This window comes from Ferrovibrio sp. (genome assembly GCF_041906005.1).
In the GTDB taxonomy this organism is placed as follows: domain Bacteria; phylum Pseudomonadota; class Alphaproteobacteria; order Ferrovibrionales; family Ferrovibrionaceae; genus Ferrovibrio.
In genome coordinates this window covers 1,976,029-1,992,609 of the sequence record NZ_JAYRJY010000001.1, presented here as the reverse complement: position 1 = coordinate 1,992,609, position 16,581 = coordinate 1,976,029, and the positions used below count along the sequence as shown (strand labels likewise).

Below are 16,581 nucleotides of genomic sequence, written 5' to 3'. Positions count from 1 at the left end.
CATGCGATTGCCGCCCCTTTCCCGCGCCGCCCTCGCCGCCACCGCCCTGATGACGGGCCTGATGGCGGCATTGCTGGGCGGACCTGCGGCGATGGGGCAAGGCGTCAACCTGGCGCCGCCGGCACCCATACCGATGCAGCAGCCATCTGCGCCGGCGACGGCGCCGCAGCCAACGGCGGCCATCGACGAGAATGTCGCCTTCAACCACACCGAACGCTGGCTGATCCCGCGCTATTTCTCAAATGTCCGTGGCAATCAGTCCCATGCCTCGCGGGCCAAGAAGTACCAGCGCGCGCTGCCCAAGGGCATCGAGAAGATGCCCCAAAAAGGCGACGTCCTGTCCCCTGGCGTGGTGGCGAGCCTGCATCGGCTGCCCGGCCCGTTGCTGCGGGACCTGCCGGCCGCGCGGCCGGATACCGAACGACTGGTCGTCGGCACCGGCATCATCATGCTGCGCCGTTCGAGCGGCGAAGTGCTCGACATCCTCCATAAAGCGATCGAGTGATCAGGCCGCGCGGGCGGCGGCCTCGGCCACTGGAACAGTTCCCGGGGCAGCCATCGCCGGCTTCGCCGTTTCGGCCGTCCTGAAGAACCCCACCAGATCCGCCAGTTCGCGCGACTGCTCGGCCAGGGCCTGCGCCGAGGCGGTGGTTTCCTCCACCAGGGCCGCGTTCCGCTGGGTGGCCTGATCCATCTGCGCCACCGCCATGTTCACCTGTTCCAGGCCGGTGGCCTGTTCCCGCGACGCCGCCGCGATCTCGGCGATGATATCGGTCACGCCCCGGATCGCCGCGTTCACCTCGTCCAGCGCCGCGCCGGCCCGCCCGACCAGGCCGGCACCCTCGCGCACATGGCCGTTGGATGCCTCGATCAGGCCCTTGATCTCTTTCGCCGCATTGGCCGAACGCTGGGCCAGGGCCCGCACTTCATGCGCCACCACGGCGAACCCCTTGCCGGCCTCGCCGGCACGCGCAGCTTCCACGCTGGCATTCAGCGCCAGCAGGTTGGTCTGGAAGGCGATCTCGTTCATTACCGAGACGATGTCGCCGATACGCGTCGCGCTGGCCTCGATCTTGCCCATGGCATCGACCACGCCGCGCACCACCACGCCGCTGGCCTCCGCCTTGTCGCGCGCCGCATTGCTCAAACCATCGGCGCGGGCGGCATTGTCGGCATTCTGCTTCACCGTGGCGGTGATCTGCTGCATCGTGGCCGCGGTTTGCTCAAGGGCGGCCGCCTGGCTTTCGCTGCGCTGGGCCAGATCCAGGCTGCCGGTGGAAATCTCGCCGGCCGCCGATTTCACCATCGCCGTGCTGTCGCTCAGGCGCCGGGAAACATCGCGCAACATCGCCGCCATGCGGTTGGCGCTGTCCTTGAGCTGCCCGAAGATGCCGGCGTAATCGCCCGTCACCTGCCGACTGGTGTCGCCACGGCCGAGCGCCTCGGTCACCTCGGCCAATTCCCCAGCCATACCCTGCAGCATTTCGGTCAGGCGGTTGAGCTGGCGGCTCACATCCAGGAAGAAGCCTTCCTTGCCATCCTGCGCCAGCCGGCCGGCGAGATCGCCGGCGATGATGCGGTTGACCAGTTCGGTGATCTCGGCGGCGGCCACCTTTTCGCGGGCTTCGCGTTCGGCGAGCCTGAGCCGTTCGCCATCGCGCACCACCTGACGCTCGCGCGAGGATTTGCGCCGCGCGCGGCTGGCAGCGCGCCAGTCGCGCCAGGCCTGGCGCAAAGCATCGAACCGCCCATTGGCGCCGCCGAGCAGGCTGGCCAGAACCACCACGGGCAACCCCAGCGTCAGGCAGGCGGCGAAGATCGTGGCGAAACGATCCCTGGGCTGCGCCAGCAGCCGCGCGCAGGTCTGGCGCAGATCGGCCGCGACGTGATCGCGCGCCCGGTTGATCTGCTCGATACGCTGGGTGGTGACCTGGAACCAGTGCGGCGCGGCGATGCCGCCGGTGGAGCCATGGGCGAAGCCGTCGTAGATCGTGCCGCGCAAATCCTGCACGGCGGCGAAAACCGGCTCCGTGCACACGGCATCGAAGAAAGCCGCCTGACTGTCGGTCGCATGGGACTTGAAGACGGCGAAATCGGCTTCCTGCAGGAAGCCCAGACTCATGAAGCGCTGAAAGACCGGAAGATCGAAACGGCCCGCCGCCAGGGCCGCCGAACCGGTGGCGCGTTCCTGGGCCGATTTTTCCAATCCTTCGAGCAGGGCCAGATAAGCATCCAGCCCACGCGCGATGGTCATGTTGTTGAGCAGGTAGCCGATGCCGCGCACGCTTTCCAGCCCGTGGCGAATCGGCGTGGTCCAGTTGGCGAAGGATTGCTGGGTGGTGAATTCCAGCCGGTCGATGGCCGGCCGCGCCAGCCGCGCGCGGTCGAGCAATGCCCCCAATTCATCGCCAGCGACCACCAGCGGCGCCAGCAATGCATGCGCACGGCAATCCGCGACGGCGGTGCGCACGGCGATCGCGCTCTGGTCCATGGCTAGACGGGCCGTTTGCAGCTGTTCACGAAATTCACGACCCTTGCTGCCGATGAACAAAGCACTGGACCCGCGTTCACGCTGCAGGTCGTTGGCCAGATGGCCGATGGCGATGGCGTAGGCGATGGCCTTTTCGGCGGCCGGCGCTTCGTTGCGCAGTTGCCGTTCCTCGAACAGCCGGGTGGCGGCAAAACCTACGAAATCGAGAATCGCGAGATTGCGGTTTGCGGGTGTTTGGGGCGAGGTCTGGGCGGAAGCAGGCATGCGGCACCTCATTTATCGCTTTTGGGTAGCTGCTGGGGGCAGCACCATGACTCAAAAGCAAGCATGATCCGTGCCAAGAAAACCTTGACGAAAACAGGATTGCTCATCGCGCACGGTTCGCGTGTGGAGCGCCGCGACAGCATGCAGAAAACAAATGCCGCCCGGCACAAGCCGGACGGCATGATACTGATGCGCTTCGCGAGGCGGCGTGCGGCCGCAGGACCCAGTACGCCGGTGACTCAGACTCAGTAGCGCTTGTAGTCGAGGAATTTGCCGGTCATGACGATCTTGACGCGGTCGCCCTTGGGATCGGGCAGACGCTCCATCGTCATGTTGAAATCGATGGCCGACATGATGCCGTCGCCGAATTCCTCCTGGATCAGTTCCTTCCAGGTGGTGCCGTAGACCTGCACCAGCTCGTAGAAACGATAGATGAGCGGATCGGTCGGCGGACCCGGCGGCAGCGAACCGCGATAGGGCGCCTCGGCCAGCAGCTTTTCTTCCAGCTTGCCCAGGCCGAACAGCTTGGCCGTCTTGGCGGCCTGCTGCGGCGTCAGCTTCATCTGGCCGAGCAGACCGGCCGTGAGGAAGATCGGCGACTGCTTGGGATCGATCTTCTTGGTGATCTCTTTCCAGCTCCAGCCTTTCAGCCGCTTGGTATCGAGGATCTTTTCGGTGACGGACTCGCGCTTCACGGTGGTTCTCCTGTTTCTTCAGATGGCGACGGACAATGGCAATCTCATTCCGCCGCGGCACCGCCCAGGCCGGCCCCCAGACCGACCTTGGGCGCGGCGGCATAGACATGCGGCGGTTTGCGCGACTCCCAGCCCGCCGGCGGCGTGAAGGCTTTCGAGCGGCGCACCAGGAAATCCAGCAGGTGGTTGCGGATCGGATAGTAATCGGGCTGCTGGTGCAGGGTTTCGCGCGTGCGATCCTTCGGCAGGGTGTTGACCAGGATTTCCGCGATCCTGGCGCCCGGCCCGTTGGTCATCAGCACGATGCGGTCGGCCAGCAGCATGGCTTCGTCCACGTCGTGGGTGATCATGAAGACCGTGAGGTTGGTGGCGGCGCGCAGGCGCAGCACCTCGTCTTGCAATGTTCCACGCGTGAGTGCATCGAGAGCCGAGAAAGGCTCATCCATCAGCAGCGTCTTGGGCTCGATGGACAGCGCGCGGGCAATGCCGACGCGCTGTTTCATGCCGCCGGAAAGCTGTGCCGGTTTTTTCGCTTCCGCGCCGGCCAGGCCGACCATGGCGATGTATTTGCGGGCATGTTCCGCCGCCTTGGCCTTCGACCAGGATGGCCAGCGCGACTGCACGGCAAACAGCACATTGTCGAGCACGCTCATCCACGGCATCAGGGCATGGCCCTGGAACACCACGGCACGGTCGAGGCTGGGGCCTTCGATGGCCTTGCCGTCGAAGATGATGGCGCCGTCGCTGGGCTTGTCCAGCCCGGCGAGGATATTGAGCACGGTCGTCTTGCCGCAGCCGGAATGGCCGATCACGCAGACGAATTCGCCCTTCTCGACGCCGAACCACAGATCCTCGAACACCGCCTTGTCGTTGCCGGGGAACTGGCGCTTGAGACCTTCGACCGAGATGAAATGCTGGCTCATGGCTGCGTCCTCACTCCGGATAGGTGACGAGACGGGTGAGGAAACCGAGCAGCTGGTCGAGCAGCATGCCGATCACGCCGATGAACAGGATGGCGTTGATCACGTTGGCGATCGAAAGGTTGTTCCATTCGTTCCACACGAAGTAGCCGATGCCCGTGCCACCCACCAGCATCTCGGCGGCCACGATCACCAGCCAGGCGATCGAGATCGAGATGCGCATGCCGGTGAGGATGGTGGGGGCTGCGGCCGGCAGGATGACGCGGAAGATCTTGCGGAACGTGCCGACCTCCAGCGTGTGCGCCACGTTCAGCCATTCCCGGCGCACATTGGCGACCGCGAAGGCCGTGTTGGTCAGCATCGGCCAGACCGAGCAGATGAAGATCACGAAGATCGACGAGATCGCGCTGTCCTTGATCGTGTAGAGCGCGAGCGGCATCCATGCGAGTGGGGAGACCGGTCGCATGACCTGAATAAAGGGGTCGAGCGCCTGGCGGAACAGCGGCGACAGGCCGATCAGGAAACCGAGCGGCACGGCGAACAGCACCGCCAGGCCGAAGCCGAGCGCGACGCGGCCGACGGAATAGGCAAGCTGGATGCCGATGCCCTGGTCGTTGGTGCCCTTCACGTAGAAGGGATCGGCCAGGTGCTTCCACAACACAGCCCCCACATCCAGCGGCCCCGGCATGGCCGACTTGCCCTGGGTGGCGGTGAGCCCCATCAGCTTGGCGTATTCCGGGTCCATGGCCTGGGTCTGGCCGGGGCCTGAGGTGGCGATATGCCAGGCCCCGAGCAGTGCGACCAGCAGGGCCACCGACACGATGGCGGCGCGCAGGCGGAACGACATCTTCATGCGCAAGACTCCACGCTCGACTCCACTGGCGCCCCGCCGATCAGACGCGCTTGATCTTGAACGAGTTGATATACTCGTTCGGCTTGGATGGATCGAAGGGCTTGCCCATCACCGAGAAGGTCTTGTACGGGCTGCTCGGCGGGGTGAGGCCGACATCCTGCATCAGCTTCTGGGTGTCGGTGGCGAGGAAGACCTGTTCGGCCACCTTCTGGTAATCGACATCGCCCTTGAGCTGGCCCCAGCGCTTCATCTGGGTGAGAATCCAGATGCCAAAGCTCTGCCAGGGGAAGGGCGCGAAATCGATGCGGTCGGGCACCTTCTTCACGTTGCCCAGGCCATCGGCGTAGGTTCCGGTCAGCACCTGTTCAACCACGGTCACCGGCTGGTTGAGGTAGGCCGCCGGCGCGATGGCCTCGGCGATCTGCTTGCGGTTCTCGGCCTTGGTCGCATAGGCCGTCGCCTCGATGATGGCGCGCAGCAGGGCGCGATAGGTGTTGGGCGCCGTGGTGACGAATTCCTGGCTGGCGGCGAAGGCGCAGCAGGGATGGCCGTCCCAGATTTCCTTGGTCAGCAGGTGAATGAAGCCGACGCCGTCATAGACCGCGCGCTGGTTCACCGGGTCGGGCGCCAGGAAGCCATCGATATTGTCGGCGCGCAGGTTGGCCACCATTTCCGGCGGCGGCACGGCGCGGATCTGCACGTCGGTATCGGGATCGATGCCGTGTTCGGCCAGGTAATAGCGCAGCAGGTAATTGTGCATCGAATAGTCGAAAGGCACGGCCAGCTTGAAGCCCTTCCACTGCTTCGGATCGCGCTTGTCCTTATGTTTCATCGCCAGCGTGATGGCCTGGCCGTTGATGTTTTCCACCGCCGGCATGGTGTAGGGGATCGGGTTCGAGCCGGTGCCGGTGGTGATCGCCAGCGGCATGGGCGACAGCATGTGGGCGGCGTCGTATTCCTTGTTGATGGTCTTGTCGCGGATCACCGCCCAGCCGGCGGTCTTGATCACGTCGACATTCAGGCCGTGCTTGGAATAGAAGCCCATCGGATGCGCCATGATGATCGGCGTGGCGCAGGTGATGGCGATGAAGCCGACCTTGAGGTCCTTCTTTTCCAGCGGGCCCTTGTCCTGGGCAAAGGCCTCGCGCGCGGTGGCGAGCGGGAAGAACTGTTCGATCGCGGCCAGCAGCGTGCCGGCGCCAATGGTGTGCAGCACCCGGCGGCGGGTGATGTCGTTGGGGATCAGGGCGCGCACCACGGCCTGGTCGACCGCGTTGGTCAGGCGCTTTTCCTCGTCGGCGGCCGTCTGCAGCTGCTGGTCGCGCTGCAGCAGGGCCAGCTCGGCATTGTGCTCGCCCAGGCTCCGGTGGGCGCCGCAGGGGCAGGCGGACAGATCGCTCTGGTGATCGAACGGATTCTTGAACAGTGACATGCTGCCTGCCTCTTCTGTTGCGGATGCCTCAGGCCGAAAACAGCAAGGAGCGTGCCATGGAGGCAAAATTCACCATTGCCAGGCATTTGGGGCAGCGCCTATACTACGATTATTCGTAATATACGAATTTTCGTAGTCTGAATTACGATTATTCGTAGAGATCACCGGGGCCTGCCATGGACCGCGATACCGCCGATTTCGGCCGTGCCTTCGAGGCCAATCCCCAGGCCATGCTGGTGGTCGACCCGGCGCAGGACCGCATCGTCGATGCCAATCCGGCGGCCTGCCGCCTGCTGGGCTATGACCGCACGGCGTTATGCGCCCTGAAGATGACCGACCTGCATCCCGGCCAGCGCCCGGCCCTGATCGTGTTCACCGAGGCCGTAACCGCCAAGGGCCGCTACTGGACCCGCAGCTTAAGCCCGCGCCATGCCGGCGGCCGCGAGGTGAAGGTGGAATATGTCGGCGCGCCGCTGGCCGACAATTCCAGCCAGTCGCCGCGCCTGCTGCTGATCGCGCAGGACCTGGAGGAGCTGCAGCGCCATACCGTCGACGACGAAGCCGATCACTACGTGCGCGGCGGCCTGGCGGAATGGCAGCGCGTGGAGCGCTTCTTCCGCGACATCGAGCGCGAGAACCAGCTGATCCTGCGCGCCGCCGGCGAAGGCATCTATGGCGTGAATGCCGAGGGCAAGACCACCTTCGTCAATCCCGCCGCCGAGCGCATGCTGGGCTGGAGCGCCGACGAACTGGTCGGCAAGGACATCCATTCGATGGTGCATCACAGCCATGCCGACGGCTCGCATTACCACGGCCATGACTGCCCCATCTACGGTGCCTTCCGCGACGGCCATGTGCATACGGTGGACAACGAGGTGTTCTGGCGCCGCGACGGCACGCCGTTCTGGGTGGAATACACCTCGACGCCGATCCGCGACCGCGGCGCGCTGGTGGGCGCGGTGGTGGTGTTCCGCGACGTGAGCCTGAAACGCGAGGCTGACGACAAGCTGCGCGCCGCCCTGGAGGAAGTGGAAAGCCTGCGGCAGAAGCTGGAGCTGGAAAATGCCTATCTGCAGGAGGAAATCCGCGCCGAGAGCAACCATCGCGGCATCATCGGCAAATCGGCGGCGATCCAGAACATCCTGCGCCAGGTGGAGCTGGTGGCGCCCACCGATGCCACCATACTGGTGACCGGCGAAAGCGGCACCGGCAAGGAGCTGATCGCACGCGCGATTCATGAGGCCAGCAAACGCAGCGACCGCCCGCTGATCCGCGTCAACTGCGCCGCCATTCCGCGCGAGCTGTTTGAAAGCGAATTCTTCGGCCATGTGCGCGGCGCCTTCACCGGCGCCTTGCGGGACCGCATCGGCCGCTTCGAGCTGGCCGATGGCGGCACGCTGTTCCTCGACGAGGTCGGCGAGATTCCGCTGGAGCTGCAGGGCAAATTGCTGCGCGTGCTGCAGGAAGGCCAGTTCGAACGCGTGGGCGAGGAACGCACGCGTCATGTGGACGTGCGCGTGATCGCCGCCACCAACCGCGACCTGAAATCGGAAGTGCGGCTGGGCCGCTTCCGCGAGGATCTGTATTTTCGCCTCAACGTGGTGCCGATCGAATCGGTGCCCCTGCGCGAGCGGCGCGAGGATATCCCGCTGCTGGCCGCGCATTTCCTGCGCGGCGCCAGCCGCAAGCTGAAGACCGGCGGCCTGCGCCTGACCGAGGGCGATGCGCGCCGGCTGAGTCATTACGACTGGCCCGGCAATGTGCGCGAACTGGAAAACGTGATCGAACGCGCCGCCATCCTGGCGCGCGACGGCCGCCTGCGCATCGAACTGCCAGAGGCGCAGGCGCCGCAACGCCAAATGCCGGCCATGAGCGATGCCAATGGCGCTTTGCTGACCGACGAAGAGCGGCGCGAACGCGACCGCGCCAATATCCGCGCCGCCCTGGCGGCCTGTGGCGGCAAGATCTTCGGCACGGACGGCGCGGCCGCCCTGCTGGGCGTGAAACCCACCACGCTGGCCTCGCGGATCAAGGCGCTGGGGATTTCCAGGGCCGCCTTTGCCGAAAAGGCGGGCAGCGCCACCCTGCATCAGCCCTGATTCCGGGCAAATCACTAAAACTGGTGGGTGCCCCTGGCACTCCCACCCTCTTGTCTGCCAAAGCATTAGGCGCTTCACTGGTCGCGCCTTCCCCGGCCCGCCGCCGTTGCCTGCGCATGCTTTCTCTTGCTGCGAGGCGATCATGGCAACCATTCGTCTGGACAAACAGGGCAGGCTGGGCCTGCCCGCCGAACTGATCGGCAGCCATCACTGGCGCGCCGGCACCGAATTCAGCATCGAGGACCGGCCCGAGGGTCTACTGCTGCGACCGCTGCGCGCCCATCCGAAGACCGCGAAAGCCAAGGCGGACGGCCATCATGGCAGCACGGGTCACGGCAGTATTGGCCGTGACACGGCCCTGGCCGATGCGGTGCGCGACCGTTACGCCAAGCTGGGGCATTGAGCCTGAATGGCGTGCGACAGTTTGCCCTAGAGCTATAAGATGCATATTACTTGCATCTTATAGCGGCCCGCATTATCTGACACTCCGTCTCAACATGATAAGAAACGGAGTTTCCCATGGCCGCCACCGACCGTTATCGCCAGCATCACAACGAACTCGATGCGCTGTTCAACAAGGTCGTCCACCAGCTGCACAATCCCGTCGGCGACAAATGGGCCCATGACACGACCCGCCTGCTGTCGGAATTCACCGCGCGGCTTTCGACCCATCTGTCGGTCGAGGACAACACCCTGTACCCGAACCTGCTGGCTTCGGGCCATGCCGACCTCGTGCGCATGGCAACGCATTACAAGGCCGAGATGGGGAACCTGTATGGATCCTACATGGATTTCTGGAAGCGCTGGCGTTCGGCGGCGCAGCTTCAGAAGGATACCGGCGACTTCCTCAAGGAAGCGCGGGCGATCTTTTCCACCCTGCGGGCCCGGATCGAGCGCGAGGATCGTGAACTCTATCCGCTGGCCGACCGGGTCCTGCATTGAAAGATAAAACGCGGCCCTGCGATGCGCGGATCAATGCCGCGCATCGCTCATGCAAAACGCCGGCGTCAGGTTGTGTAGCGAATCGCAACTATTTTCTCCCTAACGGCCCATGCATTGATTGCCTTCCGGGCAGAGCCTAGGCTTGCCGGATCTGCTATCGGGAGGGAACAGGCATGCATGGCCTGCATCGGCGCATCATCACGCGCCTGCTTGCTGGATTCGCCATTCTATCGGCTCTGATCGGATCGGCTGTCGTCTATTTCGACCTGGAAGCGGTGGATGACCGGGTGGTGCATCTGGGCGAGGCGGCGGCGGCGGAATTCCTGCGCGACAACCATGCCGCGCTGGCCCGACCTGATGCCGGCGCGCTGACGCCGGACTTCGTGCGGGCCGTGGAAACCCTGCTGGAATCGAACCACTTCGTCATCGTCGAAATCTACGATGCCGGCCAGAAGGCCCTGATCGAACGCAGCCGGCCGGGCTATCACGATGTTGAAGTCGCGCTGGACCGAAGCCCGCATCGCTTTCCAGACGGCATGGCCTCTTATTACACCAAGCATCTGGTGCATGGATCGCTGTATCTGCAGATGATCACCCCGATCCGGGACGACAGAGGCAGCGTCGTCGCGTTTTTCGAGGGCATCTACGAGGTCGACGCGATGACGATGGCCGATATCCGCCGCGGTGTGGTGCATTCGCTGGCGATCGTCATCATTGCCGTGCTTGCAACCTCGATCCTGCTATACCCGGTCATCCTGTCGCTGAACCGCAATCTGTTCCTGCATGCCGAAAGACTGCTGCGCGCCAACCTGGAGATGCTGGAAGTTCTGGGCAGCGCCATCGCCAAGCGCGACAGCGACACCGATACGCATAATTACCGGGTGACCTGGTATGCGGTACGGCTGGCGGAATCGGTAGGCCTGGACCGGATCATGATGCAGCGCCTGATCAAGGGCGCCTTCCTGCATGATGTGGGCAAGATCGGCATCAGCGACAACATCCTGCTCAAACCCGGCAAGCTGACGCCGGAGGAATTCAGCACCATGCAGCAGCATGTCGCGCTGGGGCTGGATATCATCGGCCAGTCCGAATGGCTGTCGGAGGCAGGCGATGTGGTGCGATATCACCACGAGAAATACGACGGCAGCGGCTATCTGAACGGCCTGGCGGGCGAGGCGATCCCGCTGGTGGCGCGCATTTTCGCCATTGTCGACGTTTTCGACGCCCTTACATCAAAACGACCCTACAAGGAGCCGATGCCGCTGGCCCAGGCAATCGACATCCTGAGCGAAGGCGCGGGCCGCCATTTCGACCCCGACCTGCTGGCGCGTTTCCGCGCCATGGCGCCGGCCCTGCTGGAAGAAAGCGGCACACTCGGGCACGACGGCATGCGCGCCGCGCTCCAGCGCATGACACAGCACTATTTCTTTGCCTGAAAGCGGGCGCTGAGCCGGGCATCATGCCGCCGGTGTGATGCAAATCACAGCCGGGCTGGTCTCGCCAGATTTTCTTCCCGACATATCTATGCCACGTCGGTTAACTGCTGTTTGCGACGTGTTATGGGAGAATCATGGCAATGAGCCGCCTGTTTGCCGGAGTTTTCGTTTCAGTCACGCTGCTTGCCGTCGCGCCGCCCGTCCTGGCGCAGGAGGGAGGCGGCGGCAAACCAGAGTGGCGCCTGACGCTGGGGGCTGGCGCTATGATGGCGCCGAGCTATCTCGGATCGGACGACTATGACGTCAGCGCCGTGCCGCTCATCGATCTGCGTTACGCCGACCGTGTTTTCCTGTCCACGCGCGACGGTCTGGGTGCCAACCTGCTGCGCGACGGAAACTTTAGCGCCGGCCCGGTCCTGAAATACCGCTTCGGCCGCGATCAGGATGACGACGATGCCCTGCGCGGCCTGGGCGACATCGATCCGGCCGGCGAGGCCGGCGCTTTTGTGAAATACAGCGTCGCCAAGCTCAGCATGGGCGCCGAACTGCGCCAGGGCTTCGGCGGACATGAGGCGGTCATCGGCGAGCTGTGGCTCAATCGGCGCTTCAACCTGAGCGAGAGGCTAGATTTCAACATCGGCCCGAAACTGACGCTGGCCAGCAGCGATTTCACCGAAACCTATTTCGGTATCGACGCCGGCCAGGCGGCACGCTCCGGCTATCGCCGCTATGATGCGGACGGCGTCTTCATCAGTTACGGACTGAATGCCGCGCTTGGCTACAAGCTGACGCGGCAGGTCAGGCTGGGGGCTTTCGCCGGCGTCGAGCAGATCGGTGGCGATGCGGCAGACTCGCCCATCGTCGACCAGGCCGGTTCAGCCACTCAGGCGCGCCTGGGCCTGACAATCAGCTATAGCTTCGGCTGGTAACAGCCTAAATCCGAAAATTTAGTGTCATGCCCGGGCTTGTCCCGGCCATGACATTACTCGTGTCAGGCCGCGTCGCCCAGCTCCACATTCACCAGATTCACCCAATAGGCCGCGCCGGTAACGAGGATCTGGTCGTTGAAGTCGTAATGCGGCGTATGCACGTAATGGCAGGAGCCGTCCTCGATGCTGCCGCCATTGCCGATGAGAATATAGGCGCCGGGCTTCTGCTCCAGCATGAAGGCGAAATCCTCGGCACCGGTCAGTTTCTCGACATCGCCGTCGGTCTTCGCCTCGCCCACCGTCAGGGCGGCGGCCTTCAGGGCCAACGCCGTCTGTTCCGACGCATTCACCAGCGGCGGATACCGGCGCAGGTAGTGATATTCCGCGCTGCAGCCATGGGCCTGGGCGATGCCCTGCGCCACTTCGGCGAGGCGCCGTTCCAGCAGATCGCGATCGGCCGGCGTGTAGCTGCGCGCCGTGCCGCGGATCAGGACCTCCGACGGGATCACGTTGGGCGAACCATAGGCGCCGGCCGCGATATGCCCCACGCTGATCACGGCGGCATTCTGCGGCGAGACATTGCGGCCGATGATGCCCTGGGTGGCGGTGATGAAGTTCGCTGCCGGCTGGGTCGGGTCGGTGCCCATCTGCGGCATGGCGCCATGGCCGCCGGTGCCACGGAACGTGACGGTCCAGGTATCGGACGCCGCCATCATCGGACCGGGCCGGATGGCGAAATGGCCGGTGGGAAGGCCCGGCATGTTGTGCATGCCATAGACGGCATCGCAGGGAAATTTCTCGAACAGGCCGTCCTCGATCATCACCCGTGCGCCGGCCTCGCCCTCTTCGGCCGGCTGGAAGATGAAATGCAGCGTGCCGGCGAAATCAGGATTCTGCGCCAGGTGCTTGGCCGCGCCCAGCAGCATGGTGGTATGGCCATCATGGCCGCAGGCATGCATCTTGCCGTCATGCACGGATTTGTGCGCGAAGCTGTTCTTTTCCTGCAGGTTCAGGGCATCCATGTCGGCGCGCAACGCGATCGCCCGCTGGCCCATATTGGAAGTATTTGGCCGCTTGCCTTTCAGCGTGCCGACCACGCCGGTCTTGCCCAGGCCGCGATGGATCGGGATGCCCCATTCGGTGAGCCGGGCCGCCACGATGTCGGCCGTGCGGTTCTCCTCGAAGGCCGTTTCGGGATGCTTGTGAATGTCGTGGCGGATCGCGGTGAGTTCCTCGCGATGGGCCTGCATCTCCTTCAGGAGGTCCTTGCTCATGACGGTTACCTTTTGGTGCGTTGGTTTTATGGCTGGGAAGTTTTATGGCCGGGAAAGCGGCCGTCAGCACAGCACCAAGCCGGCCGGCTGGCAAGAGGACCCGGCCGGGAATTGCACCGATACATTACACCCTCTGGACTAAAGCGCGAGCCAGCCCCATCATCCCGCCTGCCTGTCCGTCAGGCCGCCCGAGACAACAAACATAAATAAGCCGCTCGCCCAGGAGCTCCTTGAATGGCCACCCGCAGCCTTTCCGCCCGCACTCCCTTCCACCACGATTCGCTCAACCAGTGGCAGAGCGTGTCGATCCTGTCCGGCGCCGCCATCATGCTGTCGCTGGCCATGGGCATGCGCCAGAGCCTGGGGCTGTTCATGCAGCCGATCACGCGCGACATCGGCATCTCGGCCGCCGATTTCGCCTTTGCGCTGGCGGTGCAGAATATCGTCTGGGGCATCGCGCAGCCTTTCGCCGGCGCGCTGGTCGACCGGTTCGGCACGCGGTTCATCGCACTGTTCGGCGGCCTGCTGTATGCCGCGGCCCTGATCATCACCGCCTATGCCGATGCCGCCTGGATGATCACGCTGAGTTCGGGCGCCATGATCGGCGTGGCGCTGGCCTGCACCACATCGGGCATCGCCGCCAAGATCGCCGCGAAGGTCGTGCGGCCGGAACGGCGCAGCCTGGCCTTCGGCCTGGTCTCGGCGGCCGGTTCCATCGGCACCTTCTTCTGCGCGCCGCTGGCCCAGGGCGTGATCCAGGCCAGCGGCTGGCAGATGGCGATGTTCGCCTTCGTGGCCCTGGCCGCCGCGATGCTGCCGGCAGCCCTGATGGGCGGCCGCGCCGACAAGGTTCCGGTGGATGCGCCCGCCGGCGGTGCCGCCGAGACGATGCGCAGCACCCTGGCCGAGGCGCGCCGCCATGGCGGTTATGTGGTGATGGCCGCCGCCTTCTTCGTCTGCGGTTTGCAGCTGGTATTCCTCACCACCCACCTGCCGACCTTCCTGGCCGATTGCGGCGCGGATCCCATGCTGGGCGCGCAGGCCCTGGCCGTGATCGGCGCCTTCAACGTGTTCGGCTCGTGGCTGTTCGGCTGGCTGGGCGACCGTTATCACAAGCCGATGCTGCTGGGCCTGATCTACATCGCGCGCTCGGTGGCCATCGCGCTGTATTTCATGCTGCCGGTCAGCAGTGTCTCCACGCTGGTCTTCGCCGCCGTGATGGGCACGCTGTGGCTGGGCGTGATTCCGCTGGTCAACGGTCTGGTGGCACAGATCTTCGGCATCCGCTATCTCGCCACGCTCACCGGCATCGCCTTCTTCAGCCACCAGGTGGGCAGCTTCCTGGGCGCCTGGGCCGGCGGCGTGATCTATGACGCGCTCGGCTCGTATACGCTGGCCTGGCAACTGGCGGCCGGCATCGGCGCCGCGGCCGGCGTGATGCAGCTGTTCATGAACACGCGGCCGACCGAACGCGTGCTGGCTGCCCAGCGCGCGGCGGTGGCCGCGGAATGACCCGCGGCCGGCCCCGCCGGGTCAGCGGAAGCTGCGCAACAGCCGCGCGATCACCAGGCCCTTGTTGACGAAGGTGCCGGCGACGAGGCCGATCCACAATCCGGTCGCGCCGAGGCCCTGCATCCCGCAGAGATAAAGACCCAGCGGCGCGCCGACGCCCCAATAGCCGGCCAGCATGTAGACCATCGGCGCCCGGGTATCCTTGCGCCCGCGCAGCAGGCCGGCGGCAGTCAGGCCCGGATATCCGCCGAACTGGATCAGGCCGAGCAGCACCAGCAGGCCGGTCGCGGTCTGGGCCGCTGCCAGGCCCACGGCGCCGGCATCGAAGAAGGCATGTGCCAGCGGCGCGGCGCCGAACACCAGCAGAAGGCATACCGCCAGGCCGAACATGGCGGCCAGCGCAAGGCTGCTGATGAAGACAATGCGGGCGAGATGCCGGTCCTCCATTGCGTCGGCGCGGGCAATCCGCACCATGGCAGCCTGCAGCAAGGCCGCCGATCCGGCATAGGCGATGCCCGCCATGCGCAGGGTGAGTGTGTGCGCGGCAACCTCGGCGGCACCGAGCGTGGCGGCAACCAGCGTCGCCCCGAGGAAGATGCCGGTTTCGGTGGCGGTGATCACGCCGATCGGCAGACCGACGCGCAGCACGGCCAGCAGGCCACGCCAATCGAACGATGCCTGCGTGGCAGCGACAGATGGCGCACGGCGCGCGATGACAAGCAGCGCGATGAAGCTGGCCAAAGCCACCAGCAGGGAGGACAGGCCCGCGCCGGTCGGACCAAAGGCCGGAATCGGGCCAAGGCCGAGCATGAGGATGTAGTTGGCCGCGGCATTCAGCGGCAGCATGGCCAGCGTCACCTTGAGGAAGACCTTCGGCTTCTCGGCCGCCGTCAGCAGGGTGCGATACAGCGCGACGCCCAGCATCGGCACCAGCATCAGCGCCATGCTGCGCGTGTAGCCTTCGCCCTGCGCCAGCAGGGCCGCATCCAGGCCAAACCATGCCAGCCACATGGGCGCCAGCCAGATCAGCGGCATGGCGACAGCCGCCAGCACCACAACCAGCATCCAGCCAATGCGCTCCAGCCGCGCGCGCTCGGCTGCATCCGCCCGGGCCACGGCGGCGGCGTAAAACGGCGCGATGCCGCCCAGCGTGCCGGCGCAGAGGTAAAACAGGATCGAGTAAAGATCGCTGCCGACCGCCACCGCCGCCAGCGCATCGGCACCGAACAAGGCCGACACCATCACGGTATCGGTCACGCTCATGCCCATGTTGACCAATGCGATCAGCGCAATCGGCATGGCCAGCCGCAGCAGCGACCGGCCTTCCCCGGCATACAGCGCCCAGCCCGCCGTCGCTTTGACGCTGGATACATATTCGGCATTGGCCGTGGACATCGTTCACTCCTGCTTTGGTCACTTGTCGCGCAATGGTGTCGGCGGCCGCGGCGTGACACGCGGCCGCCGGTCTTCAGCGATCCCTGATTCAGAAATCCCTGATTCAGAAATCCCTGAGACGCCGTTCGGCGATCCAGAATGGCCGCGTGGCTTCGTAATCTGCGGCGACAGGATCGATCCCCGCATCGCGCAGGGTGCGGGGATCGATCCGCGCCAGCACGCGGCGCGCCCGGATGCGCCGGTGCCGCACGCGCAAGGCCTGGGTCACACGGGTCAGCCAGCCGGTCTGGCGGTCTTCGGCCCGCCGGCCGAAAACCGCCCAAACGATCGCCTGCATGC

General features: G+C 65.1%; 15 protein-coding genes. 7 read left to right on the top strand and 8 right to left on the bottom strand.

Annotated features, from left to right (window positions below; all coding sequences use genetic code 11):
• The first annotated feature begins 1 nt into the window (after window position 1).
• Complete coding sequence (locus tag ACE3OO_RS09700; RefSeq protein WP_374302228.1) at window positions 2–505, top strand: hypothetical protein; 504 nt, start codon at window positions 2–4, stop codon at window positions 503–505.
• Here the strand turns inward: ACE3OO_RS09700 and ACE3OO_RS09695 are convergent, their stop codons facing one another.
• From ACE3OO_RS09695 to ACE3OO_RS09675, 5 genes are all read right to left on the bottom strand, one after another.
• The gene (locus ACE3OO_RS09695; protein ID WP_374302225.1) at window positions 506–2,755 is read right to left on the bottom strand and encodes a methyl-accepting chemotaxis protein; all 2,250 of its coding nucleotides are present in this window, start codon (window positions 2,753–2,755) and stop codon (window positions 506–508) included.
• A gap of 245 nt (window positions 2,756–3,000) precedes the next feature.
• Window positions 3,001–3,450 carry a cyanase gene (cynS, locus tag ACE3OO_RS09690; protein WP_374302224.1) on the bottom strand — a complete coding sequence of 150 codons (450 nt, stop codon included), beginning with the start codon at window positions 3,448–3,450 and terminating at the stop codon, window positions 3,001–3,003.
• Window positions 3,451–3,494: 44 nt separating this feature from the next.
• Window positions 3,495–4,373 (bottom strand): ABC transporter ATP-binding protein, encoded by an 879-nt coding sequence (locus ACE3OO_RS09685; protein ID WP_374302221.1) that lies wholly within the window; start codon window positions 4,371–4,373, stop codon window positions 3,495–3,497.
• 10 nt (window positions 4,374–4,383) lie between these two features.
• The gene (ntrB, locus tag ACE3OO_RS09680) at window positions 4,384–5,223 is read right to left on the bottom strand and encodes a nitrate ABC transporter permease (protein ID WP_374302219.1); all 840 of its coding nucleotides are present in this window, start codon (window positions 5,221–5,223) and stop codon (window positions 4,384–4,386) included.
• A 40-nt stretch (window positions 5,224–5,263) separates the two neighbouring features.
• The gene (locus tag ACE3OO_RS09675; protein WP_374302216.1) at window positions 5,264–6,655 is read right to left on the bottom strand and encodes a CmpA/NrtA family ABC transporter substrate-binding protein; all 1,392 of its coding nucleotides are present in this window, start codon (window positions 6,653–6,655) and stop codon (window positions 5,264–5,266) included.
• Window positions 6,656–6,831: 176 nt separating this feature from the next.
• Between ACE3OO_RS09675 and ACE3OO_RS09670 the strand changes: the two genes are divergently transcribed.
• The 5 genes from ACE3OO_RS09670 (at window position 6,832) to ACE3OO_RS09650 (ending at window position 12,061) form a co-directional block, all read left to right on the top strand.
• Entirely contained in the window at window positions 6,832–8,754 is a 1,923-nt protein-coding gene (locus tag ACE3OO_RS09670; RefSeq protein ID WP_374302214.1) for a sigma 54-interacting transcriptional regulator, read from the top strand.
• Between the two features lie 142 nt (window positions 8,755–8,896).
• Window positions 8,897–9,157: an AbrB/MazE/SpoVT family DNA-binding domain-containing protein gene (locus ACE3OO_RS09665; protein ID WP_374302211.1), complete on the top strand. Its 261-nt coding sequence runs from the start codon at window positions 8,897–8,899 to the stop codon at window positions 9,155–9,157.
• Window positions 9,158–9,273: 116 nt separating this feature from the next.
• A complete protein-coding gene (locus tag ACE3OO_RS09660; RefSeq protein ID WP_374302208.1) occupies window positions 9,274–9,696 on the top strand; it encodes a hemerythrin domain-containing protein in 423 nt (140 codons plus the stop codon).
• Window positions 9,697–9,869: 173 nt separating this feature from the next.
• Window positions 9,870–11,132 carry an HD-GYP domain-containing protein gene (locus ACE3OO_RS09655; RefSeq protein WP_374302206.1) on the top strand — a complete coding sequence of 421 codons (1,263 nt, stop codon included), beginning with the start codon at window positions 9,870–9,872 and terminating at the stop codon, window positions 11,130–11,132.
• 134 nt (window positions 11,133–11,266) lie between these two features.
• The gene (locus ACE3OO_RS09650) at window positions 11,267–12,061 is read left to right on the top strand and encodes a MipA/OmpV family protein (RefSeq protein WP_374302205.1); all 795 of its coding nucleotides are present in this window, start codon (window positions 11,267–11,269) and stop codon (window positions 12,059–12,061) included.
• A 62-nt stretch (window positions 12,062–12,123) separates the two neighbouring features.
• Here ACE3OO_RS09650 and ACE3OO_RS09645 read toward each other — a convergent pair whose 3' ends face one another.
• The gene (locus ACE3OO_RS09645) at window positions 12,124–13,335 is read right to left on the bottom strand and encodes a M20 aminoacylase family protein (protein ID WP_374302203.1); all 1,212 of its coding nucleotides are present in this window, start codon (window positions 13,333–13,335) and stop codon (window positions 12,124–12,126) included.
• A gap of 234 nt (window positions 13,336–13,569) precedes the next feature.
• Here ACE3OO_RS09645 and ACE3OO_RS09640 point away from each other — a divergent pair, with 234 nt between their 5' ends.
• The gene (locus ACE3OO_RS09640; protein WP_374302201.1) at window positions 13,570–14,847 is read left to right on the top strand and encodes an MFS transporter; all 1,278 of its coding nucleotides are present in this window, start codon (window positions 13,570–13,572) and stop codon (window positions 14,845–14,847) included.
• Between the two features lie 21 nt (window positions 14,848–14,868).
• Here ACE3OO_RS09640 and ACE3OO_RS09635 read toward each other — a convergent pair whose 3' ends face one another.
• Window positions 14,869–16,242, bottom strand: a complete 1,374-nt coding sequence (locus ACE3OO_RS09635) for an MATE family efflux transporter (protein ID WP_374302199.1) — start codon at window positions 16,240–16,242, stop codon at window positions 14,869–14,871.
• Window positions 16,243–16,345: 103 nt separating this feature from the next.
• The gene (locus tag ACE3OO_RS09630; RefSeq protein ID WP_374302196.1) at window positions 16,346–16,579 is read right to left on the bottom strand and encodes a DUF1127 domain-containing protein; all 234 of its coding nucleotides are present in this window, start codon (window positions 16,577–16,579) and stop codon (window positions 16,346–16,348) included.
• Window positions 16,580–16,581 lie beyond the last annotated feature (2 nt).